The sequence below is a fragment of the Flindersiella endophytica genome (assembly GCF_054779015.1).
The window spans coordinates 164,384-190,428 of the sequence record NZ_BAAGYY010000019.1 but is presented as its reverse complement, the minus strand read 5'-3'; the positions used below and the strand labels follow the sequence as shown (position 1 = coordinate 190,428).

21 protein-coding genes are annotated in these 26,045 nt (G+C 70.4%); 15 read left to right on the top strand and 6 right to left on the bottom strand.

The features are described from left to right. Positions 1–29 precede the first annotated feature (29 nt). A complete protein-coding gene (gene tesB, locus ACYVF6_RS21460; protein WP_460524038.1) occupies positions 30–902 on the top strand; it encodes an acyl-CoA thioesterase II in 873 nt (290 codons plus the stop codon). A gap of 160 nt (positions 903–1,062) precedes the next feature. Here the strand turns inward: tesB and rbsK are convergent, their stop codons facing one another. Further along, entirely contained in the window at positions 1,063–1,974 is a 912-nt protein-coding gene (gene rbsK, locus ACYVF6_RS21455; RefSeq protein WP_460524036.1) for a ribokinase, read from the bottom strand. A gap of 78 nt (positions 1,975–2,052) precedes the next feature. Here rbsK and ACYVF6_RS21450 point away from each other — a divergent pair, with 78 nt between their 5' ends. From ACYVF6_RS21450 to ACYVF6_RS21430, 5 genes are all read left to right on the top strand, one after another. Beyond that, positions 2,053–3,672 carry a glycoside hydrolase family 10 protein gene (locus ACYVF6_RS21450; protein WP_460524034.1) on the top strand — a complete coding sequence of 540 codons (1,620 nt, stop codon included), beginning with the start codon at positions 2,053–2,055 and terminating at the stop codon, positions 3,670–3,672. A 53-nt stretch (positions 3,673–3,725) separates the two neighbouring features. Continuing rightward, positions 3,726–4,562: an alpha/beta hydrolase fold domain-containing protein gene (locus ACYVF6_RS21445; protein ID WP_460524032.1), complete on the top strand. Its 837-nt coding sequence runs from the start codon at positions 3,726–3,728 to the stop codon at positions 4,560–4,562. Positions 4,563–4,627: 65 nt separating this feature from the next. Then, the gene (locus ACYVF6_RS21440) at positions 4,628–5,368 is read left to right on the top strand and encodes a glucosamine-6-phosphate deaminase (protein ID WP_460524030.1); all 741 of its coding nucleotides are present in this window, start codon (positions 4,628–4,630) and stop codon (positions 5,366–5,368) included. Then, on the top strand, positions 5,358–6,557 hold the full coding sequence (locus tag ACYVF6_RS21435) for an N-acetylglucosamine-6-phosphate deacetylase (protein ID WP_460524028.1): 1,200 nt from the start codon (positions 5,358–5,360) through the stop codon (positions 6,555–6,557). Before ACYVF6_RS21440 ends, ACYVF6_RS21435 begins: the two co-directional genes overlap by 11 nt. Positions 6,558–6,622: 65 nt before the next feature. After that, a complete protein-coding gene (locus ACYVF6_RS21430; protein WP_460524026.1) occupies positions 6,623–7,921 on the top strand; it encodes an AGE family epimerase/isomerase in 1,299 nt (432 codons plus the stop codon). Between the two features lie 70 nt (positions 7,922–7,991). Here the strand turns inward: ACYVF6_RS21430 and nadC are convergent, their stop codons facing one another. Genes nadC through nadA form a run of 3 tightly spaced genes read right to left on the bottom strand, consistent with a single transcriptional unit; the run spans position 7,992 to position 11,508 of the window. Then, entirely contained in the window at positions 7,992–8,867 is an 876-nt protein-coding gene (gene nadC / locus ACYVF6_RS21425; RefSeq protein WP_460524024.1) for a nicotinate-nucleotide diphosphorylase, read from the bottom strand. After that, positions 8,864–10,504 carry an L-aspartate oxidase gene (locus tag ACYVF6_RS21420; RefSeq protein ID WP_460524022.1) on the bottom strand — a complete coding sequence of 547 codons (1,641 nt, stop codon included), beginning with the start codon at positions 10,502–10,504 and terminating at the stop codon, positions 8,864–8,866. The genes nadC and ACYVF6_RS21420 overlap by 4 nt, the downstream gene beginning before the upstream one ends. After that, complete coding sequence (gene nadA, locus ACYVF6_RS21415) at positions 10,501–11,508, bottom strand: quinolinate synthase (RefSeq protein WP_460524020.1); 1,008 nt, start codon at positions 11,506–11,508, stop codon at positions 10,501–10,503. Before nadA ends, ACYVF6_RS21420 begins: the two co-directional genes overlap by 4 nt. 75 nt (positions 11,509–11,583) lie before the next feature. Between nadA and ACYVF6_RS21410 the strand changes: the two genes are divergently transcribed. The 5 genes from ACYVF6_RS21410 (at position 11,584) to ACYVF6_RS21390 (ending at position 15,623) form a co-directional block, all read left to right on the top strand. Next, positions 11,584–12,333: an NUDIX hydrolase gene (locus ACYVF6_RS21410; RefSeq protein WP_460524548.1), complete on the top strand. Its 750-nt coding sequence runs from the start codon at positions 11,584–11,586 to the stop codon at positions 12,331–12,333. 51 nt (positions 12,334–12,384) lie between these two features. Beyond that, complete coding sequence (locus ACYVF6_RS21405; RefSeq protein WP_460524018.1) at positions 12,385–13,200, top strand: alpha/beta hydrolase; 816 nt, start codon at positions 12,385–12,387, stop codon at positions 13,198–13,200. A 24-nt stretch (positions 13,201–13,224) separates the two neighbouring features. Beyond that, positions 13,225–13,992 carry a GntR family transcriptional regulator gene (locus ACYVF6_RS21400; protein WP_460524016.1) on the top strand — a complete coding sequence of 256 codons (768 nt, stop codon included), beginning with the start codon at positions 13,225–13,227 and terminating at the stop codon, positions 13,990–13,992. Between the two features lie 106 nt (positions 13,993–14,098). Continuing rightward, entirely contained in the window at positions 14,099–14,554 is a 456-nt protein-coding gene (locus ACYVF6_RS21395; protein ID WP_460524014.1) for a hypothetical protein, read from the top strand. A gap of 61 nt (positions 14,555–14,615) precedes the next feature. Beyond that, the gene (locus ACYVF6_RS21390) at positions 14,616–15,623 is read left to right on the top strand and encodes an NAD(P)/FAD-dependent oxidoreductase (protein WP_460524012.1); all 1,008 of its coding nucleotides are present in this window, start codon (positions 14,616–14,618) and stop codon (positions 15,621–15,623) included. A gap of 13 nt (positions 15,624–15,636) precedes the next feature. Here the strand turns inward: ACYVF6_RS21390 and ACYVF6_RS21385 are convergent, their stop codons facing one another. Then, positions 15,637–16,737: a carboxypeptidase-like regulatory domain-containing protein gene (locus ACYVF6_RS21385; protein ID WP_460524010.1), complete on the bottom strand. Its 1,101-nt coding sequence runs from the start codon at positions 16,735–16,737 to the stop codon at positions 15,637–15,639. A gap of 96 nt (positions 16,738–16,833) precedes the next feature. Here ACYVF6_RS21385 and ACYVF6_RS21380 point away from each other — a divergent pair, with 96 nt between their 5' ends. The 4 genes from ACYVF6_RS21380 to ACYVF6_RS21365 all read left to right on the top strand — a co-directional run bounded on the left by ACYVF6_RS21380 (position 16,834) and on the right by ACYVF6_RS21365 (position 24,189). Continuing rightward, the gene (locus ACYVF6_RS21380; RefSeq protein ID WP_460524008.1) at positions 16,834–19,968 is read left to right on the top strand and encodes a DEAD/DEAH box helicase; all 3,135 of its coding nucleotides are present in this window, start codon (positions 16,834–16,836) and stop codon (positions 19,966–19,968) included. Then, the gene (locus tag ACYVF6_RS21375) at positions 19,965–21,233 is read left to right on the top strand and encodes an SWIM zinc finger family protein (protein ID WP_460524006.1); all 1,269 of its coding nucleotides are present in this window, start codon (positions 19,965–19,967) and stop codon (positions 21,231–21,233) included. Before ACYVF6_RS21380 ends, ACYVF6_RS21375 begins: the two co-directional genes overlap by 4 nt. A 155-nt stretch (positions 21,234–21,388) precedes the next feature. After that, positions 21,389–23,806: an AAA family ATPase gene (locus ACYVF6_RS21370; protein ID WP_460524004.1), complete on the top strand. Its 2,418-nt coding sequence runs from the start codon at positions 21,389–21,391 to the stop codon at positions 23,804–23,806. Beyond that, the gene (locus ACYVF6_RS21365) at positions 23,803–24,189 is read left to right on the top strand and encodes a hypothetical protein (protein WP_460524002.1); all 387 of its coding nucleotides are present in this window, start codon (positions 23,803–23,805) and stop codon (positions 24,187–24,189) included. The genes ACYVF6_RS21370 and ACYVF6_RS21365 overlap by 4 nt, the downstream gene beginning before the upstream one ends. A 365-nt stretch (positions 24,190–24,554) precedes the next feature. Here the strand turns inward: ACYVF6_RS21365 and ACYVF6_RS21360 are convergent, their stop codons facing one another. Continuing rightward, positions 24,555–26,039, bottom strand: a complete 1,485-nt coding sequence (locus ACYVF6_RS21360; protein ID WP_460524000.1) for an amidase — start codon at positions 26,037–26,039, stop codon at positions 24,555–24,557. Between the last annotated feature and the right edge of the window lie 6 nt (positions 26,040–26,045).

The window sequence follows — 26,045 nt, the reverse complement described above, 5'->3', positions numbered from 1 at the left end:
CTCGTACCGGACAAATTATGCTGATCCACGTGCCCGCTTCGCTGGATGAACTGATCGACCTGCTTGACCTCGAGGTGATCGAGGACAACCTGTTTCGCGGCAGGCAGCCCAAGACTCACATGCAGCGGGTCTTCGGCGGCCAGGTCGCCGGGCAGGCGCTGGTCGCCGCGTATCGGACGATGGAAGCCGGGCGGTCGGTGCACTCGCTGCACGCCTACTTCCTGCGTCCGGGCGACACCGGCGTTCCGATCGTCTACGACGTCGAACGCACCCGTGACGGGCGCTCGTTCAGTACCCGGAGGGTCGTCGCGCGGCAGCACGGGCGCACGATCTTCTACATGTCGGCGTCGTTCCACCAGCCGGAGGACGGCTTCGAGCATCAGGACACCGCGCCCAAGGCACCCGCGCCCGAGGACTGCCCGACCCTGGCTCAGGTGATGCAACGCGCGTCCGGGCGGTCCAGCGAGGCCTGGGCGGAGGAGTGGGCGGCGCTCGACGTCCGCTACGTCGGCGACTCACGCAGGGGCGGCATGCCGCAGGATCCGGAGCACCCGGCGCAGGCCCGGGTCTGGTTCCGCGCCGCCGGCGACCTGCCCGACGACCCGGTGCTGCACACCTGCGTACTCGCCTACGCCAGCGACCTCACACTGCTCGGCGCCGCCCTGGTGCCGCACGACGTCTACATCGGTACGCCGGGGCTGCAGACGGCCTCACTCGACCACGCGATCTGGTTCCACCGTCCGTTCCGGGCGGACGAATGGCTGCTGTACGACCAGGTCTCGCCGTCGGCGTCGTACTCGCGAGGCTTCACCACCGGCCGGCTGTTCACCACCGACGGGCGCCTGGTCGCCTCGGTCGTACAGGAGGGCCTGATCCGGCAGCGCAAGGACACTCGCGGCTAGGGGGTGTCCTGTAAGTGTCGGCGGATAGCGAGGACGGTCATGGCGCCGGGCTGGCAAGGCGGGCGGAGTCGTTCGTATCGGTCATACGGGCGATCTTCGTCCAACGCAGCCAGCGTGGGGCCAGGGCCGCCGCAGCCCGGCGACACTTGCAGGACACCCCCTAGCCGGCGTTGACGACGGAGAGCGCGGCGTCGATCTCGGGACGGCTGGGCATCGACGGGCTGGCGCCTTCGCGCTGAACCGACACGCCGGCCGCGGCGGTCGCCCACCGCAGGGCATCCGGCATCGGGCGGCCCTCCCCCAACGCCACGGCCAGTGCACCCGCGAACGTGTCGCCCGCCGCCGTGGTGTCGCGGACCTCGACCTTCGCCGACGGGACCTCGACCCGCTCGCCGCTGCGCGCCGCCCACAGCGAGCCCCGGCCGCCCAGTGTCACCACGACGTCGGTCACGCGTTCCAGCAAGGCCGACGCGGCTTCCTCCACCGACGACGCTCCCGTCAGCAGCTTGGCCTCGTGCTCGTTCGGCAGCAGCAGGTCGACACAGTCGAGCAGCTCGCCGGGCAGCTCGCGGGCCGGCGCCGGCGTCAGTACGACGCGTACACCCTTGGCGCGGGCCAGCTCGGCGGCCTCGGTCACCGCCTCCAGCGGGATCTCCAGCTGCATCAGAAGGGCCCCGGCTCCGTCGAGGGCCGCGGACAGCGCGGGCGGCACCGACGCCAGCGAGCCGTTCGCGCCGGGTACGACGATGATCGAGTTGTCGCCGCTCGTGTCGACCACGATGTGCGCGGTTCCGGTTGCCTCGGAGACCCGGGCGACGCCTGAGACGTCGACGCCGGCGTCGGAGAGCACCGCGAGCAGGTCGTCACCGTACGGGTCGTGGCCCACCGCGCCGACCATCGCGACCCGGCCGCCAGCGCGCGCCGCGGCGATCGCCTGGTTCGCGCCCTTGCCGCCCGCGATCGTGACGAAACGCTTGCCCGCAACGGTTTCGCCCATTCCCGGCGCCCGGTCGGCGTAGACCACCAGATCCATGTTGGCGCTGCCGAACACGCACACCCCGGCCTTTGACATGCAGCTACCGTAACCGGACGCCAAAAACTCCCCATACACAGGCGCGACGTGCCAGAATCCTGCGAGGAGGTTTGAGCGATGCGCAGGAGAACGTTCTGTTCGATGACCGGACTGGCGGCCGTGAGCTGGTTGACCGCGGGAGCCGCGGCGACCGCTGGAGCGACTGCCGGAGCGACCGCCGCCCAAGCTGACGAGGCGGTGACGTGCCCGCCGCCCGACCCGGCCGTGCCGAAGCGGCAGCTGCGCTCGTACTGGATCGCCAGCGTCACCAACATCGACTGGCCGTCGCGTACCGGCCTGACCGCCGAGCAGCAGCAGACGGAGTACCTCGGCTGGCTCGACCTCGCGCAGGAGCGGCAGCTGAACTCCGTCATCGTGCAGATCCGCCCGACCGCCGACGCGTTCTGGCCGTCGCCGTACGAGCCGTGGTCGCGCTGGCTGTCCGGCACGCAGGGCACCGACCCGGGCTACGACCCGCTGGCGTTCGCGGTGCGCGAGACCCACAAGCGCAACCTGGAGTTTCACGCCTGGTTCAACCCGTACCGCGTGTCGATGAACGACAAGCTCGAGGAGCTCGCGCCGAACCATCCCGCGCGGCTGCATCCGGAGTGGATCGTGCTCTACGGCGGCCGTTACTACTACAACCCCGGCATTCCGGAGGTTCGCGACTTCGTCGAGGACGCGATCATGGATGCCGTCGAGAAGTACGACATCGACGGCGTGCACTTCGACGACTACTTCTACCCCTATCCCGTCGCCGGCCAGGTCTTCAACGACGACGCGACGTACGCGCAGTACGGCGGCGGCTTCGCGACCAAGGCCGACTGGCGGCGTAACAACATCGACCTGCTGATCTCGGAGCTGTCGCAGCGGATCAAGGCCGCCAAGCCGTGGGTGAAGTTCGGCGTCAGCCCGTTCGCGGTCTGGCGCAACAAGGCGACCGACCCGGAGGGCTCGGACACCACGGCCGGCGTACAGACCTACGACGACCTGGGCGCGGACACCCGCAAGTGGGTGCGCGAGGAGTGGATCGACTACATCGTTCCGCAGGTCTACTGGAACATCGGCTTCACCGCGGCCGACTACGCCAAGCTGATCCCCTGGTGGTCGGAGCAGGTCGCGGGCACCGACGTGCAGCTCTACATCGGGCAGGCGACATACAAGGTGGAGACGTCCACACAGTCGCCGGCCTGGCAGGACCCGTCGGAGATGACCAAGCACCTGTTCTTCAACCGTTCGTACCCCCAGGTGAGCGGCGACGTCTACTTCTCGGCCATTCAGGTACGCGCCAACCGGCTCGGGCACATGGACCTGTTGCAGGCCGACCACTACAGCCGCCCGGCACTGCTGCCGGTCATGCCGCAGCTGGGTGGATGGACCCCGCACGCGCCCGCGATCGTCAACGCTCGTGGAGAATCCGGCGGTGTCCGGCTGACCTGGGCCGACCTGCAGCCTGCTTCGAAGCGGTCGACGTCGTACGCGATCTACCGGTTCGACGGCAAGGTCCGACTGGACGCCTGCGACTTCACCGACGCCACGCACCTGCTCACCGCCGTGCGCGGGAACGGGCGTGCGCTGCAGGCGTTCACCGACTCGACGGCGGCGGCCGGGAAGCACTACACATACGCGGTCAGTGCCCTCGACCGCGTGGCCAACGAGAGCAGGCCAAGCCAGGCGGTGACCGTCAAGGCGAAGTAGGCGCTCGCAATTCAGCCTTTGCACGCCGGGCGATGACTGTCTAGCGTCGGGGCATGCTGATGTCGCTCGCGGGTGCTCCCTGCGCTTTCCGTTACGTGACCGGTGTCGAGTACGCGCGTGTGCCCGGACCGGAGTGGGAGAGCCGGCTCTATCTCGACGTACTGGTGCCGTCACCACTGCCGTCGTCGGCCGTGCCCGCTGTGGTGTACCTGCACGGTGGTGGCTGGGCGTGGGGCTCACGGACCCACGGCTGGTATCCCTGGCTGAGCCCGTTGCTGGCCGCGCACGGGTTCGTCGCTGTCAACGTGTCGTACCGGCTCACCGGCCAGGCGCCGTTTCCCGCGCAACTCGACGATGTGCGGGCGGCGGTTCGGTTCCTGCGTTCGCAGGCCGCTACGTACGGCATCGACCCTGATCGGATCGGCGCTTGGGGCGACTCCGCCGGCGGTCACCTGGCCGCGTTGCTCGGCGTCTCTCCCTCTCCCGATGCCGCGGTGCAGGCGGTGGTGGCGCGGTGCGCACCTGCCGACTTCGAGTGGGCCCTGACCGACGATCACGGGCAGGGCGAGGTGCTGTCGGCGCTGTTTGGTGGTCAGCCGGCGCAGCGGCGCGAGCTGATGCGGCAGGCGGGTCCGGTGCACCACGTCCGCCCGGGCGCGCCGCCGTTCCTGATCGTGCACGGCACGGAGGACGAGACCGTGCCGTTCGCGTCGGCGGAGCACTTCGCCGGGAAACTGCGCGAGTCCGGAGCCGACGTGACCTTCCACGCGATGGCCGGCCGCTACCACAACCTCCAGCCCGACGGCGAGGGCGAATGGCCGGCAGAGCCCTGGACCGAGCTCGGGAAGCAGGCACTGGCGTTCTTCGACCACCACCTGCGAGGACGCTGAAATCTAGCGAAGAAAAGGTCCTGCCCACATCTCGACTCACGCCTCCGTCTGGCACACTCCAGTACATGCTCAACGTGCAGACGTTTCCCAATCGAGAGTCGATGGGGCGGGCCGCAGCCGCCGATGTGGCGGACGAGATCAGGGCCCGGCTGGACGCCGACCCACGGGCAGGTGTGCGCATGATCTTCGCCGCCGCGCCGAGTCAGCAGGAGGCGCTTGACGCACTCGTCGCCGAGCAGGATATCGACTGGTCGAGGGTCACCGCGTTCCATATGGACGACTACGTGGGGCTGCCCGCCGGCGCGCCCGAGCGGTTCGCCAACTGGCTGCGTGCCGCGCTCTTCGACAAGCTGCCCTTTCAGGCCGTTCACCTGATCGACCCGGACAAGGAGCCCGAGCAGGCCGCCGCCGACTACGCCGCCGAGCTCGCCGCCGCGCCCATCGACATCGTGTGCCTCGGCATCGGCGTCAACGGTCACATCGCGTTCAACGATCCGCCGGTCGCCGACCTGAACGATCCCTTGGATGTCAAGGTCGTCGAGCTCGACGACGTCTGCCGTACACAGCAGGTCGACGACGGCTGCTTCCCCGCCTTCGACGACGTCCCCACCCACGCCATCACGCTGACCGTCCCCAGGCTGCTGAACGCGGCGAGACTGTTCTGCGTCGTCCCCGGACCGGCCAAGGCCGCCGCCGTACGAAAAACCCTGAACGACAAGATCGGCACCGCCTGCCCCGCCACCGCCCTGCGCACCCACGAGGCCTGCACGCTCTACCTCGACAAGGACTCCGCGAGTGAGCTCTGAGCCGAGCCCGAGCACCGAGGTCACCGGCACGGACCCCACCACCGGCCGCACGCTCCGCGTCACCATGGCGCAAGGCAGGATCACCGCCATCGAGCCGACAGCCGGCAAACCAGGCGACAAACCAGGCGACAAGGCACCAGCCTGGCTCACCCCCGGCCTGGTCGACGTGCAGGTCAACGGCTTCGCGGGATACGACGTCAACGCCGCTCCCGCCGACGCCGGCCCCGGCGCCATCGTGGCCATGGTCCACGCGCTGTTCGAACGAGGCGTCACCACCGTCGTCCCCACCGTCATCACCTCGGCCGAGGACCAGATCGTCGCCGCCCTCCGCAGGATCCAGGCCGCCCGCGCCGAAGACCCTCTCGTGGCGCACGCCATCCCCTACGCCCACGTCGAGGGCCCGCATCTGTCGGACCAGGACGGTCCGCGCGGTGTTCATCCGAAAGAATTCCTTCGCCCACCTGATATCGCGGAATTCCAACGCTGGCAATCTGCCAGCAATAACGTCGTCGGAATGGTGACACTGTCACCACATTGGCCGGATTCGAACGCCTACATCGCCGAATTGGCCGGACAGGGAATTCACGTCGCGATCGGTCACACTCACGCCACCCCCGAGCAGATCACGGCTGCCGCAGACGCCGGCGCGACCCTTTCCACCCACCTCGGCAACGGCGCCCACGCCACCATCAAGCGCCATCCCAACTACCTCTGGACGCAGCTCGCCGACGACCGCCTCGCCGCCGGGTTGATCGCCGACGGTCACCACCTGCCGGCCGACACCCTCACCGTCATGCTCCGCGCCAAGGGCGAGCAGGCGTTCCTGGTCTCCGACGCGGTCGCACTGGCCGGTGAGAGGCCCGGCGTCTACCAGACCCCGGTCGGTGGGGAGGTCGAGCTGACGGCCGACGGCCGCCTGTCTTACGCTGGTACTCCCCTACTCGCCGGCGCCGCGCGTCCGCTCTCCGACTGCGTCGCCAGAGTCGCGAACCTGCCGGGTCACTCGCTCGGCGACGCCGTACGACTGGCCACCCGGTCACCCGGACGGCTGGTTGGCGGCGGCCGTGGTGCGCTGCGAGTGGGAGCGCCCGCCGACCTGATCCGTTTCCGCTGGTTACCGGGAGATGAAGCGCTCGTCATCGAGCAGGTTTTCGTAACCGGAACGGCGATTACAACGCCGTCCAGTTAGGTGAACGGGTTGACGCGAGGGGTCTGAGTCGACCAGACTCATGGCCGGGAGGCGAGGGGCAAAACATGGCCGGCGACCAAGGTAGGAGACGCGCACGTATGCCTGAGCCTGCCAACGTTGAACTACGTGAACATCTCACTCGTGACGTGCTTGGCTGGTGGCTTCGGCATGGCCCAGACGATGAGCACGGCGGAGTTTTCACCTGTTGGGACAACAGCGGCGAACGGTTGATCTCGACCGACAAGTTCACCTGGTCTCAGGGCCGCTGGATCTGGTTGATGGCGCGAACCGCCGACGCTCTGCAACGCGGCGTGCTGGAGTCGCACGGCGACCTCGACGCCGAACGCTGCATCGAGCTGGCGCAGTCGGCCGCCCGCTTCGTCATCAAGCACGCGCTGCTCCCCGACTACACCACTGCCTACGTCACCGACCGGGCCGGCACACCGTACGAGCCGACGCCCGGATCCGGCTTGCACACAAGCGTGTTCGCCGACTGCTTCGTCGCGCTCGGCCTGGCCGCGCTTGCCTGGGTGGTCGACGACGCCGACTCCGCGTCGGCCGCCGAGATGATCCTGCACTCGGCCGAGGACCGCATCTTCACCAGCCGGGCCCGCACCGAGCCCTACCCCGTGCACCCGCACTTCTCCTCCTTCGCGCCGCCGATGATTCTCATCCGGACGGCCGCCGAGGTGCACCGTGCGACCGGCAGCCCGTTCAGCGCCGAGGTCACCGCGCGAGCGGCGACGTCGATCAGCCGCGGCCTGCACCAGAACGACGAGATCCTCGAGCTTCGCCCGCGCAAGGACGGCCTGTCCGACACCCTGCTCGCACGGCACCGCAACCCCGGCCACATGCTCGAGTGCCTGTGGTTCCTCGCGCAGGCGGCCGACACCGTTCCGGGCGTCAGCGACATCCTCGACGACGAAGAGTGGTTCCCGCTGGTGGCGCGGCACGCGCTGAAGATCGGCTGGGACGACGTCGACGGCGGGCTGTTCCGCTGCGTCGACTTCAACGGCGGCGCGCCGACCGGACGGCTGCTCAACGACCCGTACGAAAAGCTCGTCCGCGAGACCTGGGACACCAAGCTGTGGTGGGTGCACGCCGAGGCGCTGTACGCCACGGCGATGCTCTCGCGACGCTACGACGACGAGCAGCTCGCGCGCTGGCACGAGAAGGTGCGCTCCTACACCATGTCGACGTTCCCGGCCGGCCCGGGCAAGGACTGGATCCAGATCCGCGGCCGCGACGGCACGCCCGTCGAGCGCGTGGTCGCCCTGCCGGTGAAGGACTCTTTACACATCCCGCGTTCCTTGCTCTACCTCGTCGAGCTCGAGGCCGAGGCCGCCGCGGAGGCGAACCCTTAGCCAGGCTCGCACCCGACCTGTTGGAGGAATGTCGGTCTCTGGACCGCCATTCCTCCAACCAGCGCGAGGGTTACCGCAGGTCGAGACCGAGGTCCAACGCCGGCGCCGAGTGCGTGAGCCCACCGACGGAAAGGTAGTCGACGCCGGTCTCGGCATACGCACGCGCCACGTCGAGCGTCAGCCCGCCCGACGCCTCGAGCTTCGTGTCGCCGCCCATCGCCCGGACACGGCGGACCGCCTCCGCGCACTCGGCGACGCCGAAGTTGTCGAGAAGCACGAGTTCGGCCTTGCAGGCAAGGGCTTCGTCCAACCCCGCCAGGTCGTCGACCTCGACCTCGCAGGGCAGGTCGGGCGCGGCGGCCCGGGCCGCTTCGTAGGCCGCGGTCACCGAGCCGGCCGCCGCGACGTGGTTGTCCTTGATCAGCACCGCGTCGCCGAGGCCGAGCCGGTGGTTGACGCCACCGCCACAGCGCACGGCGTACTTCTCCAGCAACCTCAAGCCAGGCAGGGTTTTGCGGGTGTCGCGGACAACGCACCCGGTGCCGGAGACTTCGGCGACCCACTGCGCGGTCAGCGACGCGACGCCCGACAGGTGGCACAGCAGGTTGAGCGCGGTGCGCTCGGCCGTCAGCAACGTCCGCACCGGCCCGCGCACTGTGAGAGCCGGCACGCCCGGCACCAACGGCGAGCCGTCGCTCAGCCTCGACAGCACCGACACGGCACCGGGCGAGACGACCTCGAAGGTCTCGAGCACCACGGCGATGCCCGCGACCACCCCTGCCTGCCTGGGCGTGATGTCGGCTTCCGCGACGGCGGCCTCCGGCACGGTCGACTCCGTCGTGACGTCCGAGCCGTAGCGGAGGTCCTCCCCCAGCGCCAGCTCGACAACCCGCCGTACGTCGGTCAGGTCCAGGTTCAGGTCCAGATCCAGGTCCAACTCAGTCATGCCGCGCCTCCCAGCGCCAGTTCTCCACACAACATGGGTACGCCCGTGTCGTCGAGACGCGCGGTCAGGCTGCGCCGCCAGTGCTGGTCGTCTCGTCCGGGGTAGTCCGTACGCAGGTGGCTCCCACGCGACTCCTCGCGCGCGGATGCCAGCAGAACAAGAGCTCTCGCGACGATTTCGAGTGCCGCGTCCTCGACAGACGTACGGGAGTCGACCACCCGGGCGACCGAGATCGAGTCGAGTGTCTTGCGGATGGTCGCGAGCCCGTGCGCGTCGCGGCCGATGCCGGCGTGCCGGCTCATCAGCTGCTGCAACACCGCACGATCCGACGGCGCCAGCAGCAGCGGCAGCGCCACCGGTACGTCGAGCGCCGTCAGGTCGGCCAGCAGGCCGCTCAGCCGGTCGGCGACGGCCGCCCGGGCCACCCGCGCACCCACGACCAGGCCCTCCAGCAGGCTGTTGGACGCGAGCCGGTTCGCGCCGTGCAAGCCGGTACGCGCGACCTCGCCCGCGGCATACAGCCCGCGCACCGACGTACGCCCGTCGACGGTCGTCACCACGCCGCCGCTGCCGAAGTGCGCTGCCGGCGCCACCGGGATCGGCTCGTGCGCGGGGTCGATTCCCGAAGCCGCGCAGGCCGCCTGCACCGTCGGGAACCGCGACGCGAAGTCCTCGATCATCGTCGCGTCCAGGAACACGTGGTCCGAGACTCCGCCCGGCGCCGACGCCATCCGGCGGTTGACAGCGGACGACACCACGTCACGCGGAGCGAGGTCCTCCAACGGGTGAACGCCTTTCATCACCCGCTCACCGGTCGCGTCGATCAGCACGGCGCCCTCGCCGCGGACGGCCTCGGTCACCAGCGGCCGCCGCCCCATCGCGTCGCGGCCGGTGAACAGCACGGTCGGATGGAACTGCACGAACTCCAGATCCGCGACCGCCGCCCCTGCCCGCAGCCCGAGCGCGACCCCATCGGCGGTCGCGACCTCCGGATTGGACGTCGCCTGGTAGAGCTGGCCGAGCCCGCCGGTCGCGAGCACGACGGCCGGGGCGCGCACCACACCGGGCACACCGTCGTCGTCGAGCACCAGCACGCCGGCGACCGCACCGGAACGCGTACGGACCAGATCGGCCGCCACATGGCGTTCCAGCAACGCGATCCTGCGTTCGCTGGCGTTGACCAGCAGGGCTCGCTGCACTTCCGCACCCGTCGCGTCACCGCCGGCGTGCACGACGCGGAACGCCGTGTGCCCGCCTTCGCGCGAACGTGACAACTGCCCGTCCGGACGGGCGTCGAAGCGCGCACCGCGCTGCCGGAACGCCGCGACCGCGCTCGGCCCGTCGGCCAGGATCGTGGTGACCGCGATCGGGTCGCAGAGCCCCACGCCGGCCTCGAGCGTGTCGTCGATGTGCCGGCGTACGGAGTCGTCGGCGTCGTGCTCACCCGGCAGCACGACGGCCACGCCGCCTTGTGCCCAACGGGTGTTGCCGTCGTCGGCTGCCGCCTTGGTGACGACCAGCACGCGCAGGCCGAGCCTGGTCGCCTCCAGGGCGGCCGTGAGCCCGGCGACGCCCGACCCGATGACGACCAGGTCGGCGGCCGCCTCCCATCCGGTGGAAGTTGAAGGGCCGCTCATTCGCCGCCGCCCGGCTGCCCGATCTCGACCATCCGCCGCACCGCACCGCGTGCGCGTTCGGCGATCGCCGGGTCGACGTGCACCTCGTCGACGCCTTCGCGCAACGAGCGCAACAGGGCCGCCGGGGTGATCATCTTCATGTACTTGCACGACGCGCGGTCGTTGACCGGACGGAAGTCGACGCCGGGCGCCGCCTTGCGCAGCTGGTGCAGCATCCCGATCTCGGTCGCGACCAGAACCGCCTTGCTACGCGTCGCTTTCGCCGCGTCGAGCATGCCGCCGGTCGACAGGATCTTCACGCGGTCGGCCGGCACCGCCCCGCCCGCGGCGAGGTAGAGCGCGGACGTCGCACAACCGCATTCCGGGTGCACGAACAGCTCGGCGTCAGGAGACGCGGTCGCCTTCGCGCTCAGCTCCGCGCCGTTGATGCCCGCGTGGACGTGGCACTCACCGGCCCACACATGCAGATTTTCCCGGCCCGTAACCCGCCGGACGTGCGCGCCGAGGAACATGTCGGGCAGGAACAGCACCTCCCGGTCGGCCGGGACGGACGCGACCACCTCGACGGCGTTGGAGGACGTACAGCAGATGTCGGTCTCTGCCTTCACCTCCGCTGTGGTGTTGACGTACGACACCACGACGGCGCCGGGGTGCTCGGCCTTCCAAGCACGCAACTGGTCGGCCGTGATGGAGTCCGCGAGTGAGCAACCGGCTCGCTGGTCCGGGATCAGGACCGTCTTGCCGGGGCTCAGGATCTTCGCGGTCTCGGCCATGAAGTGGACGCCGCAGAACACGATCGTCGACGCCTCACTGGCCGCGGCGATGCGGCTGAGCGCGAGCGAGTCGCCCGTGTGATCTGCGATGTCCTGGATCTCGGGCACCTGATAGTTGTGCGCGAGGATCACGGCGTCCCGCTCCTTCGCGAGCCTCCGTACCTCGTCCTGCCAAGCCTGGTCAGGCAGTACTCCGGCGTACCTGCCGTCTGTGTCGACCACCGTGGTCATCTTCACCCTCCCTCTTTCGAGGGTTTTCGCCTATGAATCGAAAACTGTCGGCGATACTATCACCGCGTGAGTCGGATGGAGCATGAAGTTCTCGCGGCGGTGCTGCAGGTGCGCTCCCAAGGGCCGCTTTCGGACAGCTCCGCTGAGGAACCGGCTCAGGGTGCCCAGAATGCGGACGAGCCTGCCACCCGCGGATTGTCACTGCAGGTGTTGCTGTGGCAACGCGCCCGCGAACCGCAGTTGGGACATTGGTCACTTCCCGGCGGGCGGGTCGGCCTGGAGGAGGCGATCGAGCCCTCCGTACGCCGGCAACTAGCGGAGAAGGTCGACGTACGCCAGCTGGCGCACGTCGAGCAGCTCGCGGTGTTCTCGGCACCGGATCGGATGCCGGCGCCGCGCGTGATCGCGACCGCGTTCCTCGGGCTGATCCCCTGGGACGTCGACCCGGAGCTCCCGTCCGACACCGCCTGGCACCCGGTCGACGCGCTGCCCGCGACGGCGTTCGACCACCAGGCGATCGTGCTGCGCGCGCGAGACCGGCTGCGCTCGAAGCTGTCGTACACCAACGTGGGCTTCGCCCTCGCTCCCCCGGTCTTCACGATCTCGGCTTTGCGATCGCTTTACTCCGCAGCGCTCGGCTATCGCGTGTCGGCGACCAACCTGCAGCGCGTGCTGTCCAGGCGCGGACTGCTGGAGCCGACCGGTGAGATGGCACCGCCGGGCCCGTCGGGCGGGCGGCCGGCGGCGCTGTTCCGCTTCACGTGCAGGGATATCCGGATCACGGACCAGTTCGCTGTGTTCCGGCCACCGGCCAAGACCGGCTGACGTTCCCGGGTTAACTGATCTTGCTCGTGGACATCGGGTTGAATGTCCCCCATGACGTTGGAGTGGGTCCCTCCCGGGCCCGAACGCGGCCGGGCTGTCCTGCTGCACGGCATGTTGTCACTCGCACGCACCTGGTGGCGGATCGGGCCCGAGATGGCCAAGCGGGGTTGGCATACCTACGCCTTCGACCTACCCGGCCACGGCGACGCGGGACGGATGCGGCGTCCGTTCGACCTGAAAACGTTGACCGATGCGGTCTCGACGCAGTTCGACGCCACGCCTGGTCTGCAACTCCCCGTCGACCTGCTGATAGGGCACAGCTTGGGCGCGGTCGTCGCACTGTCGCTGGCCGACCAGCGGCCGGAGATCGCCCGGGCGCTCGTACTCGAGGACCCGCCCGGTACGTCTCCCCGCGATCGTGGTGCCTCGGCGCGGAAGCTCCTCGCCGACGCCGAGCTCGCCCGCAAGGACCAGGCCCGACTGGTGCGCCGGGAGCGAACCGCCAACCCTGGTTGGGATATCCGCGACGTCGAGCACAGCGTCGAAGGCATCGCACTCGCCGACACCGGCGCGATCGCGGCCGGTCTGCGGCGACCGCGGGAGTGGCATCTGGTCGACCTGATCGCGACCGCGGCGGCGCCAGTGCTCGTACTCGCGGCTCCGGACAATCCCATGCTGCCGGCCGAGGACGCGCCGAGCGCGTTGCGCGGCCTGGACCGGGAGGCCGTTCAGCGCCTGCTTCCACCCGGAAACTTCGCGATCCTGTCAGGGGGGCACTGCCTGCACCGTGACCAACCAGAACGCTGGCTGGCCCGGGTCAGCGCATTCGCGGATGTCGCATTACGGCGCGCCGATTCGTACCGATGACCCATAAATCCGATAGTGTTCCGCATGCCTCGGTCCCGGCACGAACTCGACCCGAAACTGCTGTCGGTGAGCACCCTCGCTGGTGACCTGCCCAAAGGTCATCAGCTGCGCAAGATTCTCGAAGAGCTGGCCGAACGAATCGGCCCTGGCGCGCTGATGCCTTCCGAACGCGTGCTCGCCGACCATTTCGCTATTTCGCGCACGACCGTCCGTCAGGAGATCGAACGGATGGTCCTCGACGGCGTACTTTTCCGCCGCCACGGGCACGGCACGGTCGTCGCCCAGCCCAAGCCTGCCTACACCGATCTGCTGACGTCGTTCAGCAGAGACATGCGGGCGCGCGGGCTGACGCCGGGCTCGCGCGTCCTGTCCTCCGATGTCGTCCCGGCACCGCCTCAACTCGCCCGGCTGCTGGAGGTCGCCGAGGAGTCGCCGGTGCTGCACCTCCTCCGATTACGCACGGCCGATGGTGCGCCGATGGCGTTGGAGCGCACCAGAGTGGCCTTGGAACGCTTTCCCGGCTTGGAGCCGCTCGACTGGGAGGAACGCTCGCTGTTCGGCACGCTCGAGGAACTCCACGGCGTTCGCCCGGTCACCTGCGACGCCCACATCCTTGCCGTACTGGCCGAACCGGCCGACGCGTCGTTGCTCGAGATCGGCCCTGGGCAGCCATGTCTGCTGATCGAGCAGACGACCCGGGATGCCGCGGGTCTGGTGCTGGAGTCCGGGCGGTCGGTCTATCGCGGCGATCGGTACGAAGTCCTCACGCGGGCCCGCCGGACCGGCCAGTAGACGTACTCACGTCCCGCTTCCGTGTACCTAGGTAGAAACCCTCAACTTCACACAGGCCTGTGGAAAAGAATGGCGAACGATCGCGCGGAAGGCGCATCATCGTTCCATGGCACCGTATCCGTGGGAGTTGCGAGACCCGGCAGCCGCCGTCGACGGCATCGCGCGCCGGCATCGGCTCTACCCCGGTGTGGTCGTGGCCGCGCTCGTCGAGCTCCCGTCCACGACGCAGCAACTGCTCGACACGATGGTGATCTACGAAGGCGACGACACACCAACCGACGCACGGCTCTGCGCGCAGCTCGCGCAGCATGCCGCACGTCAGCTGTTCGAGCCACGTGCCACGATCGGGCCGCCGCGCCACTCGTTCGTCACGATTGTCGCGCGCAACGGGGATCTCGCTTTCGAGCCGGCCGAATACAGCTGGCTGATCGGCTGGCAGCACGCCGACCATCGCCTGCCCGTCTACACCGGTGAGCTGATCCTGCTGACCGAGCTCGGCTGGCGCGCCGAGCACGACCACAGCAACCTCACGGGCTTCAGCCCTGTGCTGCTCGCCGCCTGAGCGACAGGCCACGCGGGCAATCGTTACGGACGCTAGGCTCGCGAAGGTGTCGAACCCAACGGTGAGCAGGGACTTGGTCGTTGTCGGCGCCGGCATCGTCGGCGCGTCGGTGGCCTATCACGCCGCTCGCGCGGGCGCCATCGTGACGTTGGTCGACGCCGGGCGGCCGGGCGCCGGCGTGACGGCGGACTCCTTCGCCTGGGTCGGAGCGTCTGGCGTGCGTACAGGTCCGGCCGCCGGGCTGCGGGCCACCGCGGCGGCTGAATACCACCGGCTCGCGGCCGAGTTGCCGGGACTCCCGGTGACCTGGTCCGGCTCGCTGAGCTGGACCAGAAAGTACGATGCGCCGGACGCCGGGCCCGGGCAGACGATCGTGGACGCGGCCACCGTTGCGACGCTCGAGCCCGCCCTTCGGCAGCCCCCGGAGTGGGCGGTCTGGGCGCCGGGTGACGGCGCTGTCGACTCGGTGGGCGTGACCGAGCGGCTGGTCGCGGGCGCTCGCAGCCATGGAGCTCAGGTACAGCTGGACACGCCGGTCACCGCGGTTCGCCGGGACACAGCGGGCCGGACCGCCGGGGTCGAGACGACGGCGGGATCCCTGTCCGGTACGACGGTCGTGCTGGCGGCCGGAGTCGCCACGGCGGCGCTGAGCGCGCCGCTCGGTGCGCGCGTCCCGGTCGAACCGTCGCCGTCGCCGCTGTTCCAGCTTCGCGCCCCGGCCGGTCTGGTCCGCACCGTGGTCAACACCGAGGACTTCGACCTTCGGCAGGTCTCCGCTGACCGGCTGATCGCCGCCGCGGACTCACCCGAACAGACCCTGGCCGCCGTCCGGTCCACCTTCCAGGGCGCCGAGGACGTCGAGCTGCTCGGCACCCGGCTCGGGGTGCGCCCGATGCCCGCCGACGGTGAGCCGATCATCGGCCTGGTCACCGACGTCCCCGGCCTCTATGTGGCCGTGATGCACTCGGCGGTCACGCTCGCCGCGGCCGTGGGCCGCCTGGTCGCGCGGGAGCTGGTCGACGGAACCGTTGAGTCGGCTCTGTCGGGTTGCCGCCCGGATCGCTTCTGATGGTCGTCCGTCGTTAGCCGCTGAGCCTTTCGAGGACGGCGAACGGGTCGTTGTCGTCGCCGTTGTCGATCGCGACGATGCGGCGGCGCAGTGTGTACGTCTCCCCTGCCGGCAGCTCGATCCGGCGTTCGGTCAGCATCCAGGCGCCCGTGCCGTACGCCACGAAATCCTCGTCCTCGTAGACCAGCCCGTAGGTCTGCCGGTCGTTGCCGGCCATGCCGATCCAGGTGCCGGCCGGCACGTACTCCGCCGGCTGGTCCTCCGGCGTCGTGATCACGCCGTGCCCCGCGACACCACTGCGCTGCGCATCGCCGTCGCGGTCGATCACGTCGCCGACGTACGCGACGATCGGCCCGTCCTGCCAGCCGTTGGCGAACACGCTCTCCACGGCGACCCACGGCTCGCCAGGTGCGATCGAGTACGTTGTCGTGACCAGCACATCGCCACTCTCGTTGGCGAATCCGACGCTGCGGGCCTCCGCACGCGCACCGCGCGCGGACGGCAGCTCGGTGAACAAGGCGGAGACCAGCCCGCGGCTCCACGCATCCGGACCACGCAGCGGAGCCGACGCGGCGTACGGCAGGCTCAGCCAGTCGAGCTGGTCCAGGTGCCCCACCGCCGCCAGGTCGACCGGCTTGCCCGTGGTCCTGCCGGGCAGCTCCGCGTCGACCGTACTCACGGCGACGGCCATCGCCAGCAGGTCGTTGGCGAGCACGATGTCCTGCGGCGTGCCCTCGCTCACCGGGCCGGGCACCATCCGTCCCGTCCCCGAGAACTTGGTCGTCGCGGTCAGTGCGAAGTCCGCCTTGGCCGGACCGCCGGCCGACACGTCGCGCTCCTGCGGGTCGTAACCGGCCGCGTACGCCGTGGCCTGGTAGGCGCCTGGCGGCAGCCCGATCGCGTACTCGCCCGCTTCTTTCGTACGACCGCGACCGGCCTCGGACCCGTCCGGCCGGCGGGCGACGACCTCGACGTTCGGCAACGCCGCTCCGGCGACGTCGGTGACCCGGCCGGAGACTCCGTCGGCAGCCGCGGCAACGTCCGGCCGGACTCCCTGCAGCGCCAAAGCGCTGGCAGCGCCGGTCGTGAGCGCGAGAAATCGGCGCCGTCGCATCGTCCCAGCAAAGCCGCGATCCGGCCCAGGTGGTATCCAACGAGCGGAAGCTGTCCGGAACCAGCCATGTCGGTGCCCGAGGTTAAGCTGCGTCAGGTGTCGTCGAGCGTTGAAGCAGTGTTCGTCCCGGGCCGGCCGGCTCGGGATGGCGTGCTCGCACTGTGGAACGTCGACGGCGACACCAACGGCACTGTGGAGCTCGCGCTGCCCACCGGCAAATCGGGACGAGTCCGGCGCGTGCGCAAGCCCGCGCAGCTGCTTTCGCTGCCGGCCGCGCTGCCGGTCCTGCTCGGCTGGGACACCGAGTCCGGACCGAGCACCTGCCGGGCCTGGGCGCTGGCCGCCCTCGCCGGACTGGGCCTGATCGCCCGCGGCCGGCTGCTGCCGGCGGTCGCAGGCGACGGCACGGGCACCTGGCGAGTCGGGCCGCTCGACCCGTCCGACCACGGGTGGCTACGCGAGTTCGTGGCGACCGTGCCACCGCAGGCCCACGCACTGCCGATCGAAGGCACGTCACCGTTACGCATCCGGTCCGCAGGTGCGCTGGTCCGCGAGTTCTGGGACGCGCTGGCCGACCATCTGGTCCGCACGCCGGCCGCTCACCTGGCCGGGCCCGCCGAACCGTTCGCCGGTCGGCAACCGGTGGCTGTGCCGGGCGCGACCGGCTGGCTGGTGGAAGCTGCACGCGCCGACCAGGCCGGCGCCAAGGTCGTCCTGCGCGTCCAACCCACGGACGACGATGACCACCCCGAGGCCGCGACTGTCGCCAATCCCGCTGCCATTCCCGCAGCCAATCCTGGTGCCGCGATTGTCGCCAGTTCTGTCGGCGATCCCGTCGCCAATCCCGCAGCCAATCCTGGTGCCGCGATTGTCGCCAATCCCGTCGGCGATCCCGTCGCCAATCCCGCAGCCAATCCCGTCGCCAATCCCGCAGCCAATCCTGGTGCCGCGATTGTCGCCAGTTCTGTCGGCGATCCTGTCGGCGATCCTGTCGCCAATGATTACGACACCGAGGCAGCCGGCGCCGAGAACGAGGCCAGCCACGAAGCGGCCGATGCCGATGCCGACGGCGAGGCCCGCGACAAGGCGGTCGGCACCGCTGCGATGTACGCCGACGACACCGCGCCCTGGCGTGCGGTCCTCCAACTGCGCAGCGTCGCCGACCCCAGCCTGCTAGTCGACATCGCCGACTTCTGGCATGCTCCGGCCGCCGTGCTCTCCCGGTTCGGCGAGCAGGCCGAGGCCGACCTCATGCTCGGTCTGCGCCGGGGCGCCCGCGCCTGGCCCCCACTCGAAGCCGCGCTCAAGGCAGCGACCCCCACCGGCATCGACCTCGGCGACGCCGACCTCGACGACCTGCTCGACGAAGGCGCCGAAGCCCTCGACGCCGCCGGCCTCGAGGTGCTCTGGCCCAAGGAGCTGTTCGGCGGCGGCCTCGCGATGAAGGCCACCGCGTCCACTCCCACCCCGCAGGGCGGCGTCGAAACCACGCTGTCGTTGCAGAATCTCGTCGAGTTCAGCTGGCAGCCGCAGCTCGACGGCGAGCCGCTCACCAAGGACGAGCTGGCCGCGCTGGCCGACGCCAAGCGCCCGTTCATCCGGCTGCGCGGGCGCTGGATCCGCGTCGACAAGGAGATGCTCGAACGCCTGCGCAGGAAGACCAAACGCCGCCTCACCACGGCCGAAGCACTCGCCGCCACGCTCGCCGGCGAACTCGAGGCCGACGGTGAGCTGGTCGCGTTCAGCACCACCGGCCAGCTCGCCGACCTCGCGGCCGCGATCGCCGACGCGCCGGCCGCCGACCACGATCTCGAGCCGGCGCCTGATCTGCTGGCCACGTTGCGTCCGTACCAACGCCGCGGCCTGTCCTGGCTGTCTCACCTCACCAGCCTCGGCCTCGGCGGCTGCCTGGCCGACGACATGGGCCTCGGCAAGACCCTGCAGCTGATCGCGCTGCACCTCCACCGCCGCGAGCTCGGCGCCGGGCCCACGCTCGTCATCTGCCCGACAACGCTGCTCGGCACCTGGCAGCGCGAGTTCACGAAGTTCGCGCCGACGGTTCCGGTCCGCCGCTACCACGGCGCGGTCCGCGACCTCGACGACCTCGAGCCCGACGAGGTCGTGCTCACCAGCTACGGCGTCGCGAGGCGCGACACCGACCAGCTGGCCGACGCCGTCTGGGGCCTGGTCGTCGCCGACGAGGCGCAGCATGCCAAGAACCCCTTGTCTCGTACGGCTCGCGCGATCCGCAAGGTGCCCGCCGTGGCCCGGGTCGCGCTCACCGGCACACCCGTCGAGAACCGCCTGTCCGAGCTCTGGTCGATCCTCGACTGGACGATGCCCGGCCTGCTCGGCACGTTGCCGAAGTTCCAGCAGAGCCTGGCCGTTCCGGTCGAGCGCTACCGCGACGCCGACGCCACCGCCCGGCTGGCCCGGATCACCCGGCCGTTCCTGCTGCGCCGCCGCAAGTCCGACCCCGGCATCGCGCCCGAGCTGCCGCCGAAGACCGAGTCCGATCTGGTGGCGCCGCTCACCTCGGAGCAGGCCTCGCTCTACCAAGCCGTCGTCGACGAGACGATGGCCAAGATCCGAACCCTCGAAGGGATCCAGCGCAACGGCTTCGTGCTCGGCCTGCTGACGACGCTGAAGCAGATCTGCAACCATCCCGCGCAATACCTCCACGAGAACGGGCCGATCGCCGGGCGTTCCGGCAAGCTCGCGGCGCTCGACGAGTTGCTCGACGTCATCCTCGACGAGGGCGAGTCGGTGCTGATCTTCAGCCAGTACGTCGAGATGTGCGCCTTACTGGAGAAGCATCTGGCCGGCAGAGGCGTGCGCACCCAGTTCCTGCACGGCGGCACGCCCGTCAAGCAGCGTGACCGGATGGTCGCCGACTTCCAGGCCGGTGAGGTGCCGATCTTCCTGCTGTCGTTGAAGGCCGGCGGCGTCGGCCTCACGCTCACCCAGGCCAGCCATGTGATCCACTACGACCGCTGGTGGAACCCCGCGGTCGAGGACCAGGCCACCGACCGGGCCTACCGCATCGGCCAGGACAAGCCGGTTCAAGTGCACCGGCTGATGACCGAGGGCACGCTCGAGGACCGGATCGGCGAGCTGATGCAGGCGAAACGCGAGCTGGCCGACGCGGTCGTCGACTCCGGCGAGGGCTGGCTCACCGAGCTCTCTAACGACGCCCTGGCCGATCTGGTTCAGCTCGGAGCTCGCGAATGAGCCCGACGCAGGCGGTGCCGGGTCCGTGGTGGGCCAACCGGGACGGCGAAGACCACCGCCCGCCGGCCGCGCGTGGCCCGGGCAGCCGCCGGTCGTTCGGCCGTACCTGGTGGGGTCGCGCGTGGGTCGAGGCGCTGGAAGAACGCGCGGAGCTCGAGTCCAACCGGCTGTCGCGCGGTCGCGGCTACGCCCGTCGCGGAACGGTTCGCGAGCTGCAGGTCGCCCCTGGCGTGGTGCTCGCACGGGTGCAGGGCTCGCGGCTCGATCCGTACGTCGTGACCGTGCGGGTGCGAGCGTTCTCCGCCGAGGAGTGGGACCGCGTGTTCGACATGATCGCGGCCCAGCTCGGGCGCACCGCGGCGCTGCTCGACGGTGAGCTGCCGCCTGAGATCGTCGACGACGCCTACGACGCTGGGCTGTCGTTGCTGCCCGGCACCGGCGAGGTCAAGCCGCGCTGCAACTGCCCGGACTGGGCCGATCCCTGCAAGCACTCCGCGGCCGTCTGCTACGTCATCGCCGAGGCGCTCGACGAAGACCCGTTCGCGCTTCTGCAGTTGCGCGGCCGGTCCCGCGACGAGGTGCTGACGGCCCTGCGGTCGCGGCGGGGAACAGCCGCGGGACCACGGCCCGCGGGCGAATCGCTCGAGGATCAAGGGGTGGTGGCCAGGGAGGCCTACTCCCGTTCGATCGACTACGACCTGCCGCACGTGTCGGTGCCTCCGCCGAAGCCCGGGCGGCCGGCGGCACTCGGCGTACCCCCGCCGGCGGAGTCCGGGATCTCGGCCGAGGCACTGGCCACGCTCGCGACCGACGCCGCCGAGCGAGCGTGGGCCCTGGCGACCGGTGAGGCCGTTTCGTGCGAGCTGACCTACGAGCAGGACGCGGCGCGGCGAGCGGTGGAGCTGCTCGGCACGCACGAGCTGAGCGAAGCGGCCCGGCACGCCGGCGTACCCGCCCGGGAGCTGACCGGATGGGCGATCGCGTGGAAGTTCGGCGGCGCGGGTGGCGTCGACGTGCTGCGTGAGCCGTGGGATCCCGACAGCGCGGTGATGTCGGAGGCGGCGGCCGCGCTGGCGTCGGCGTACCCCGGTGAAGATGTCCGCGTGGAGAGCAACCGGCTGACCTGCGGAAAGCACCAGCTCAGGCTGGGACACGACTCTCAGTGGTACCCGTTCGTGAAGTCGTTCGGCGCTTGGGATCTGGCCGGTGCCCCGGCCTCCGATCCGGCGTCGGCGCTGGCCGCCCTCCGCGCCGGGCCGCAATGACCACATGCGCCGGTCGTTGCGCAGCTGCCATGCAAGTTCGCCTGACAAGACCTGGATGACCTCGCACCCGTGGTCCTCGCGGCGGGGGCGCGGATGTCGGCGGCGGCTCGTAGAGTGGCGGCCTAGGTTGTTCGAAATAGCCCGGAGGGGGCGAGATGGCCGCGGATGACTTGCTGCGGGAGCTCGTGCTGGAGCGGTTGGACCAGACCGCTCTCGACGAGGACGCCGCCGCGCTCATCCTCGCCGGACTCGCTCAGTCGTCCGGCGACGACGAACGCGTTGCCGGGGCGCGCGTTCCGGCGCAAACCCCGCGAACCCGGCCTTTGCAGGCATATCTCCGCAGCATCGTCGTCGAGGGCTTTCGCGGCATCGGGCCGCGGCGTTCGGTCAAGCTGCAGGCGAGTCCTGGGCTCACGCTGATCGTCGGACGTAACGGCTCTGGCAAGTCGAGCTTCGCCGAGGCGCTGGAGTTCGCGCTCACCGGCGACAGTCATCGGTGGAAGGGCCGGCCGGCGGTGTGGCGCGAGGGCTGGCGCAACCTCCACTCCCCCGACCCGTGCTCGATCACGATCGGACTGGCGCTCGACGCCACCGGCGGCACCACCAAGGTCAGCCGGGTCTGGGAGCCCGAAGCCGACCTGGGCGACGCCGACGCCGTTGTCGTACCCCCCAACGGAGCCGTGCAGCCGCTGAGCTCACTCGGGTGGGACCACGCGCTCGAGCTCTACCGGCCGTTCCTCTCCTACGCCGAGCTCGGCAGCCTGCTCAACGCGAAGCCGACCGAATTACACGATGCCCTGCACAGCCTGCTCGGGCTCGACCGGCTGGTGTCGTTGGAGACCGGCCTCAAGGCCGAGCGCAAACGCCTGCAGGACGAGACCAAACGGCTGTCGGCCGAGCTGGCCGGGCTGACCGCCGCGCTCGGGCAGGCCGACGATCCGCGGGCCGGGCAGGCGCTGGAGCTGCTGGGTGCCGGTGACCTGGCCGGGCTGGAACGGCTGGCGGCCGGTGAGGTGGCCGACGTCGGCGAGTTGCGGCAGCTGCGCCAGCTGGCCGGGCTCGCCGTGCCACCGTCGTCCGACGTTCGCGATCGGCTCGAGGCGCTGGCCGCCGCGAGCCAGGCGGTGTCGGCGATGGCAGGCACGAGCGCCGACGCGGCCAGGCGACGGGCCAAGCTGCTGCGCGCCGCGATCGACCACCAGGACCAGCACGGCCCGGGTGGTCTCTGCCCGGTGTGCGGGGAGGGCCGGCTCGACGACGACTGGCGCGGCGGCGCGGCCGCCGAGGTCGAGCAGTTGCAGTCGGAGGCGAAGGCGATCGACGAAGCACACACGAAGCTTGGCGTCGCCCGGCGTTCGGTGCGAACGCTGCTGGCGCCGCCGCGCACGCTCCTCTCGCAACAGGACGGTGTCGACACGGCGCCGCTGCTCGCCGAGTGGTCCGCGTGGGCCGAGCCACCGGCCGACGCCGGCGACGAAGCCCTGGCTGGTCACGTGGAGGCCGGATACGCGCGGGTGTCGGCCGCTGCCGATCTCGTGCGCGCGGAGGCGGCGCGCGTGCTCGCGTCGGCCGACGAGACCTGGCGTCCGTTGGCGCGCCGGCTGTCCGCCTGGGTCGAGGTGGCCGGCAGCGCGGCCTCGCTCGATGCCGACGCGAGGTCGGTCAAGACCGCGCTCGACTGGCTGCGCAAGCAGGCCCAGGTGCTGCGCGACGAGCGGCTGGCTCCGTTCGCCGATCGTTCGCGGGCGATCTGGCAGCAGCTGCGCCAGCAGAGCAACGTCGAGCTCGGCGACCTGCGGCTCGACGGGCTCGGCACCAGACGGCAACTGAAGCTCGACGTCGCGGTCGACTCGATCGAGACCGGCGGGCTCGGCGTGATGAGCCAGGGCGAGCTGCACGCGCTGGGGCTCGCGCTGTTCCTGCCGCGGGCGACGGCTGCCGAGAGCCCGTTCCGTTTCGTGGTGATCGACGATCCGGTCCAGGCGATGGACCCGTCCAAGGTCGACGGTCTGGCCCGAGTGCTGGTCGAGGCCGCCCAGACCCACCAGGTCGTGGTGTTCAGCCACGACGACCGGCTGCCCGAGACCCTGCGCAGGCTGCAACTCCCGTCGACGATCTGGGAGGTCGTACGCCGGGAAAACTCCGAGATCGAGCTGCGCCGCGTCCTCGACCCGATCGAGCTCTACCTCGACGACGCCCAGGCGATCGCGAAGACCAAACAGTTCACGACGGCCACCCGTATCCCGGTGGTGGCGGGCCTGTGCCGTTCGGCGATCGAGGCCGCCTGCCACCGGGCGATCTGGCGCCGCGAGCTCGACAAGGGCGTGCCACACCTGCGGATCGAGGAGCGGCTGGGCAAGGCCACGACGCTGAGCCAGATCACCGCACTGTGCCTGTTCGACGACCTCGACCGCGCCTCCGACGTGGCGAGCGAGCTGGGCTCCTACGACGCGCGGGCGCAGGCCGCGTTCCGGATGTGCGACCAGGCCACCCACGGCCGCGCCGAAATCGGCGACCCGATGCAGCTCATCGGCGTCGTGCGCCGGCTGACCAAACGACTGGCGCAAGTATGAGCGCGGCGGTCTCCGGCGCGTCGCCGGAGACCTTCCTGCAGGAGGCCGACCGCCTACTCGGCGAAGGCTCGGGGCCGCCGGTGGTGTGGCCGCGGGCCTGCGTCTGGCTGACCCGGCTCGCGCTGGAGTCGGCTTTGGACGAGCTGTGGAAGGCCCGCTTGCCCCAAGCCCGCGGCGCCCCGATGCGAGCCCAGCTTTTGTTGCTTCCCGACTTCGTGGGCACCGACGTGGCCGAACAAGCCCGCCGCGCCTGGCTTTCCCTGTCCCGCGTCGCCCACCACCACAGCTTCGAACTCGCCCCGACCGTGGTCGAGCTCCGAGCCTGGCACTCCGACGTCACCTCAGCGGTTGCCGCCCTCCAGGCCGCCGCCAAATCCAGCTGACCGCTCCAAGCAGGCGCCCCGACCAACCGGACGCGACTGGAGCCCAGCTGGTACTCAGTTCCAACTGGTACTCGGTCCCGCCAGACGCAGCGAGCTGCCCAACACGACCGGCCGCACCGGGCGGCTGGACCGCTCGCTCGCCATCGAGCTTGGTACTCGGTCCCAACTGGAACTCGGTCCCAACTGGAACCCAGTCCCAACTGGAACCCAGTCCCAACTGGAACCCAGTCCCAACTGGAACCCAGTCCCAACTGGAACCCAGTCCCAACTGGAACCCAGTCCCAACTGGAACTCGGTACCAGGTGGGACCGAGTACCAAACCGGATCCGACTGTCGAAGCCGAACAGTCGGATCCGACGAGTACCTCATGCCTGCGGCGACAGCTCTGCCGCGTACAGCGGGCGCACCAGGTCCGGCACGCGCCGGTGCCAGTCGGTGCGGCGCTGGTACGCATCGGCCGCGTGCAGGATGGCGCCATCCGCGAACGGCGGGCCGACGATCTGCAGGCCCAGCGGAAGGCCCATGCCGTTGAAGCCCATCGGCACGGAGATCGCCGGGTTGCCGACCGCGTTCCAGTACTGCGTGTGCAGCGCCGCCAGGCCCTCCACGCTGTAGTAGCGGTCCAGCTCCGACAGCAGCGGCGCCGCCACGCTCGTCGTCGGCGTCACCACCAGGTCGACCGTGCCGAACAGCTCCGCCAGCGCCTTCTGCCCGGCCCGCCGGATCCGTTGCGCCTGTACGTAGTCGGCCGCGGTGTAGAAGGCGCCCGACGCCAGCAGCGTTCGCGTGCCGACGCCGTAGTCGTGCCAGCGCGTCGACAGGTCGAGGGCGTGGTACGCCAGGGCCTCCGCCGTCATCGTGACGTTATAGACCTCGGTCAGCTCCTCGTACAACGGCAGCTCGACCGGCACGATCAGCGCACCCAGGTCCTGCAGCGCCGCCACCGCCAACGCGAAGACGTCCGGCACCGCAGGGTCCAGCACGTGCGGCTCCACGAACCGGGTCAGCGAGTCGACCCCGATCGTCAGGCCCGACAGGTCTTGGCCCACGGCCGCCGCCAGCTGCGCGGCGTAGGCCTGCGGCACCAGGTCGACGCTCGCCGGGTCGCCGTCGTCGCGGCCGGCGAGGATCTCCAGCAGGAGCGCGCAGTCGTACGCCGAACGGGCCATCGGCCCGATGTGGTCGAGGCTGTACGCCAGCGGGATGCACCCCGTCTTGGGGATCAGCCCGTACGTCGGCTTCATGCCCGTGATGCCACACAGCGCCGCCGGGATCCGTACGCTCCCGCCCGTGTCGGTGCCCAGCCCGCCGAGCGCCATGCCCGACGCCACCACGCACGCCGTCCCAGCGCTCGAACCGCCGGTCCAGCGCGCGGGGTCCCACGGGTTGTGGCTCGCCCGGCTGGGCAGCCGATCCGGCTCGGCCACCTGCTCGGGCGGCCCGACGGCGAACTCCATCGTCGCCGCCTTGCCGACAATGATCCCGCCGGCCTCGCGCAGCCGGCGTACGGAAACCGCGTCCTGCCCAGCCAGGCCCTCGTCGAGCACCGCGCTGTGCGCCCGGGTCGGCCCTTCGGAGGTCAGGATCAGGTCCTTGACGGCGAGCGGGATACCGGACAGCGAGCCACCGCTGTCCCCCGCCAGCCGACGTTCGTCAGCTGCCTGCGCCGAAGCGAGCGCCGACTCCTCGAAGCGGGTCGCGAACGCGCCCAGCGCCTCGTCGAAGCCGTCGGCGGCACGCAGGCAGCTGTTGACGATGTCAGTACAACTGCTTAGTCCCGCGTCAATGGCGAGCCGAGCTTCGGCGATGCCAAGGGGTACCGACTGCGGGATCGGGTCTGGGGTTGCCACCCGCGC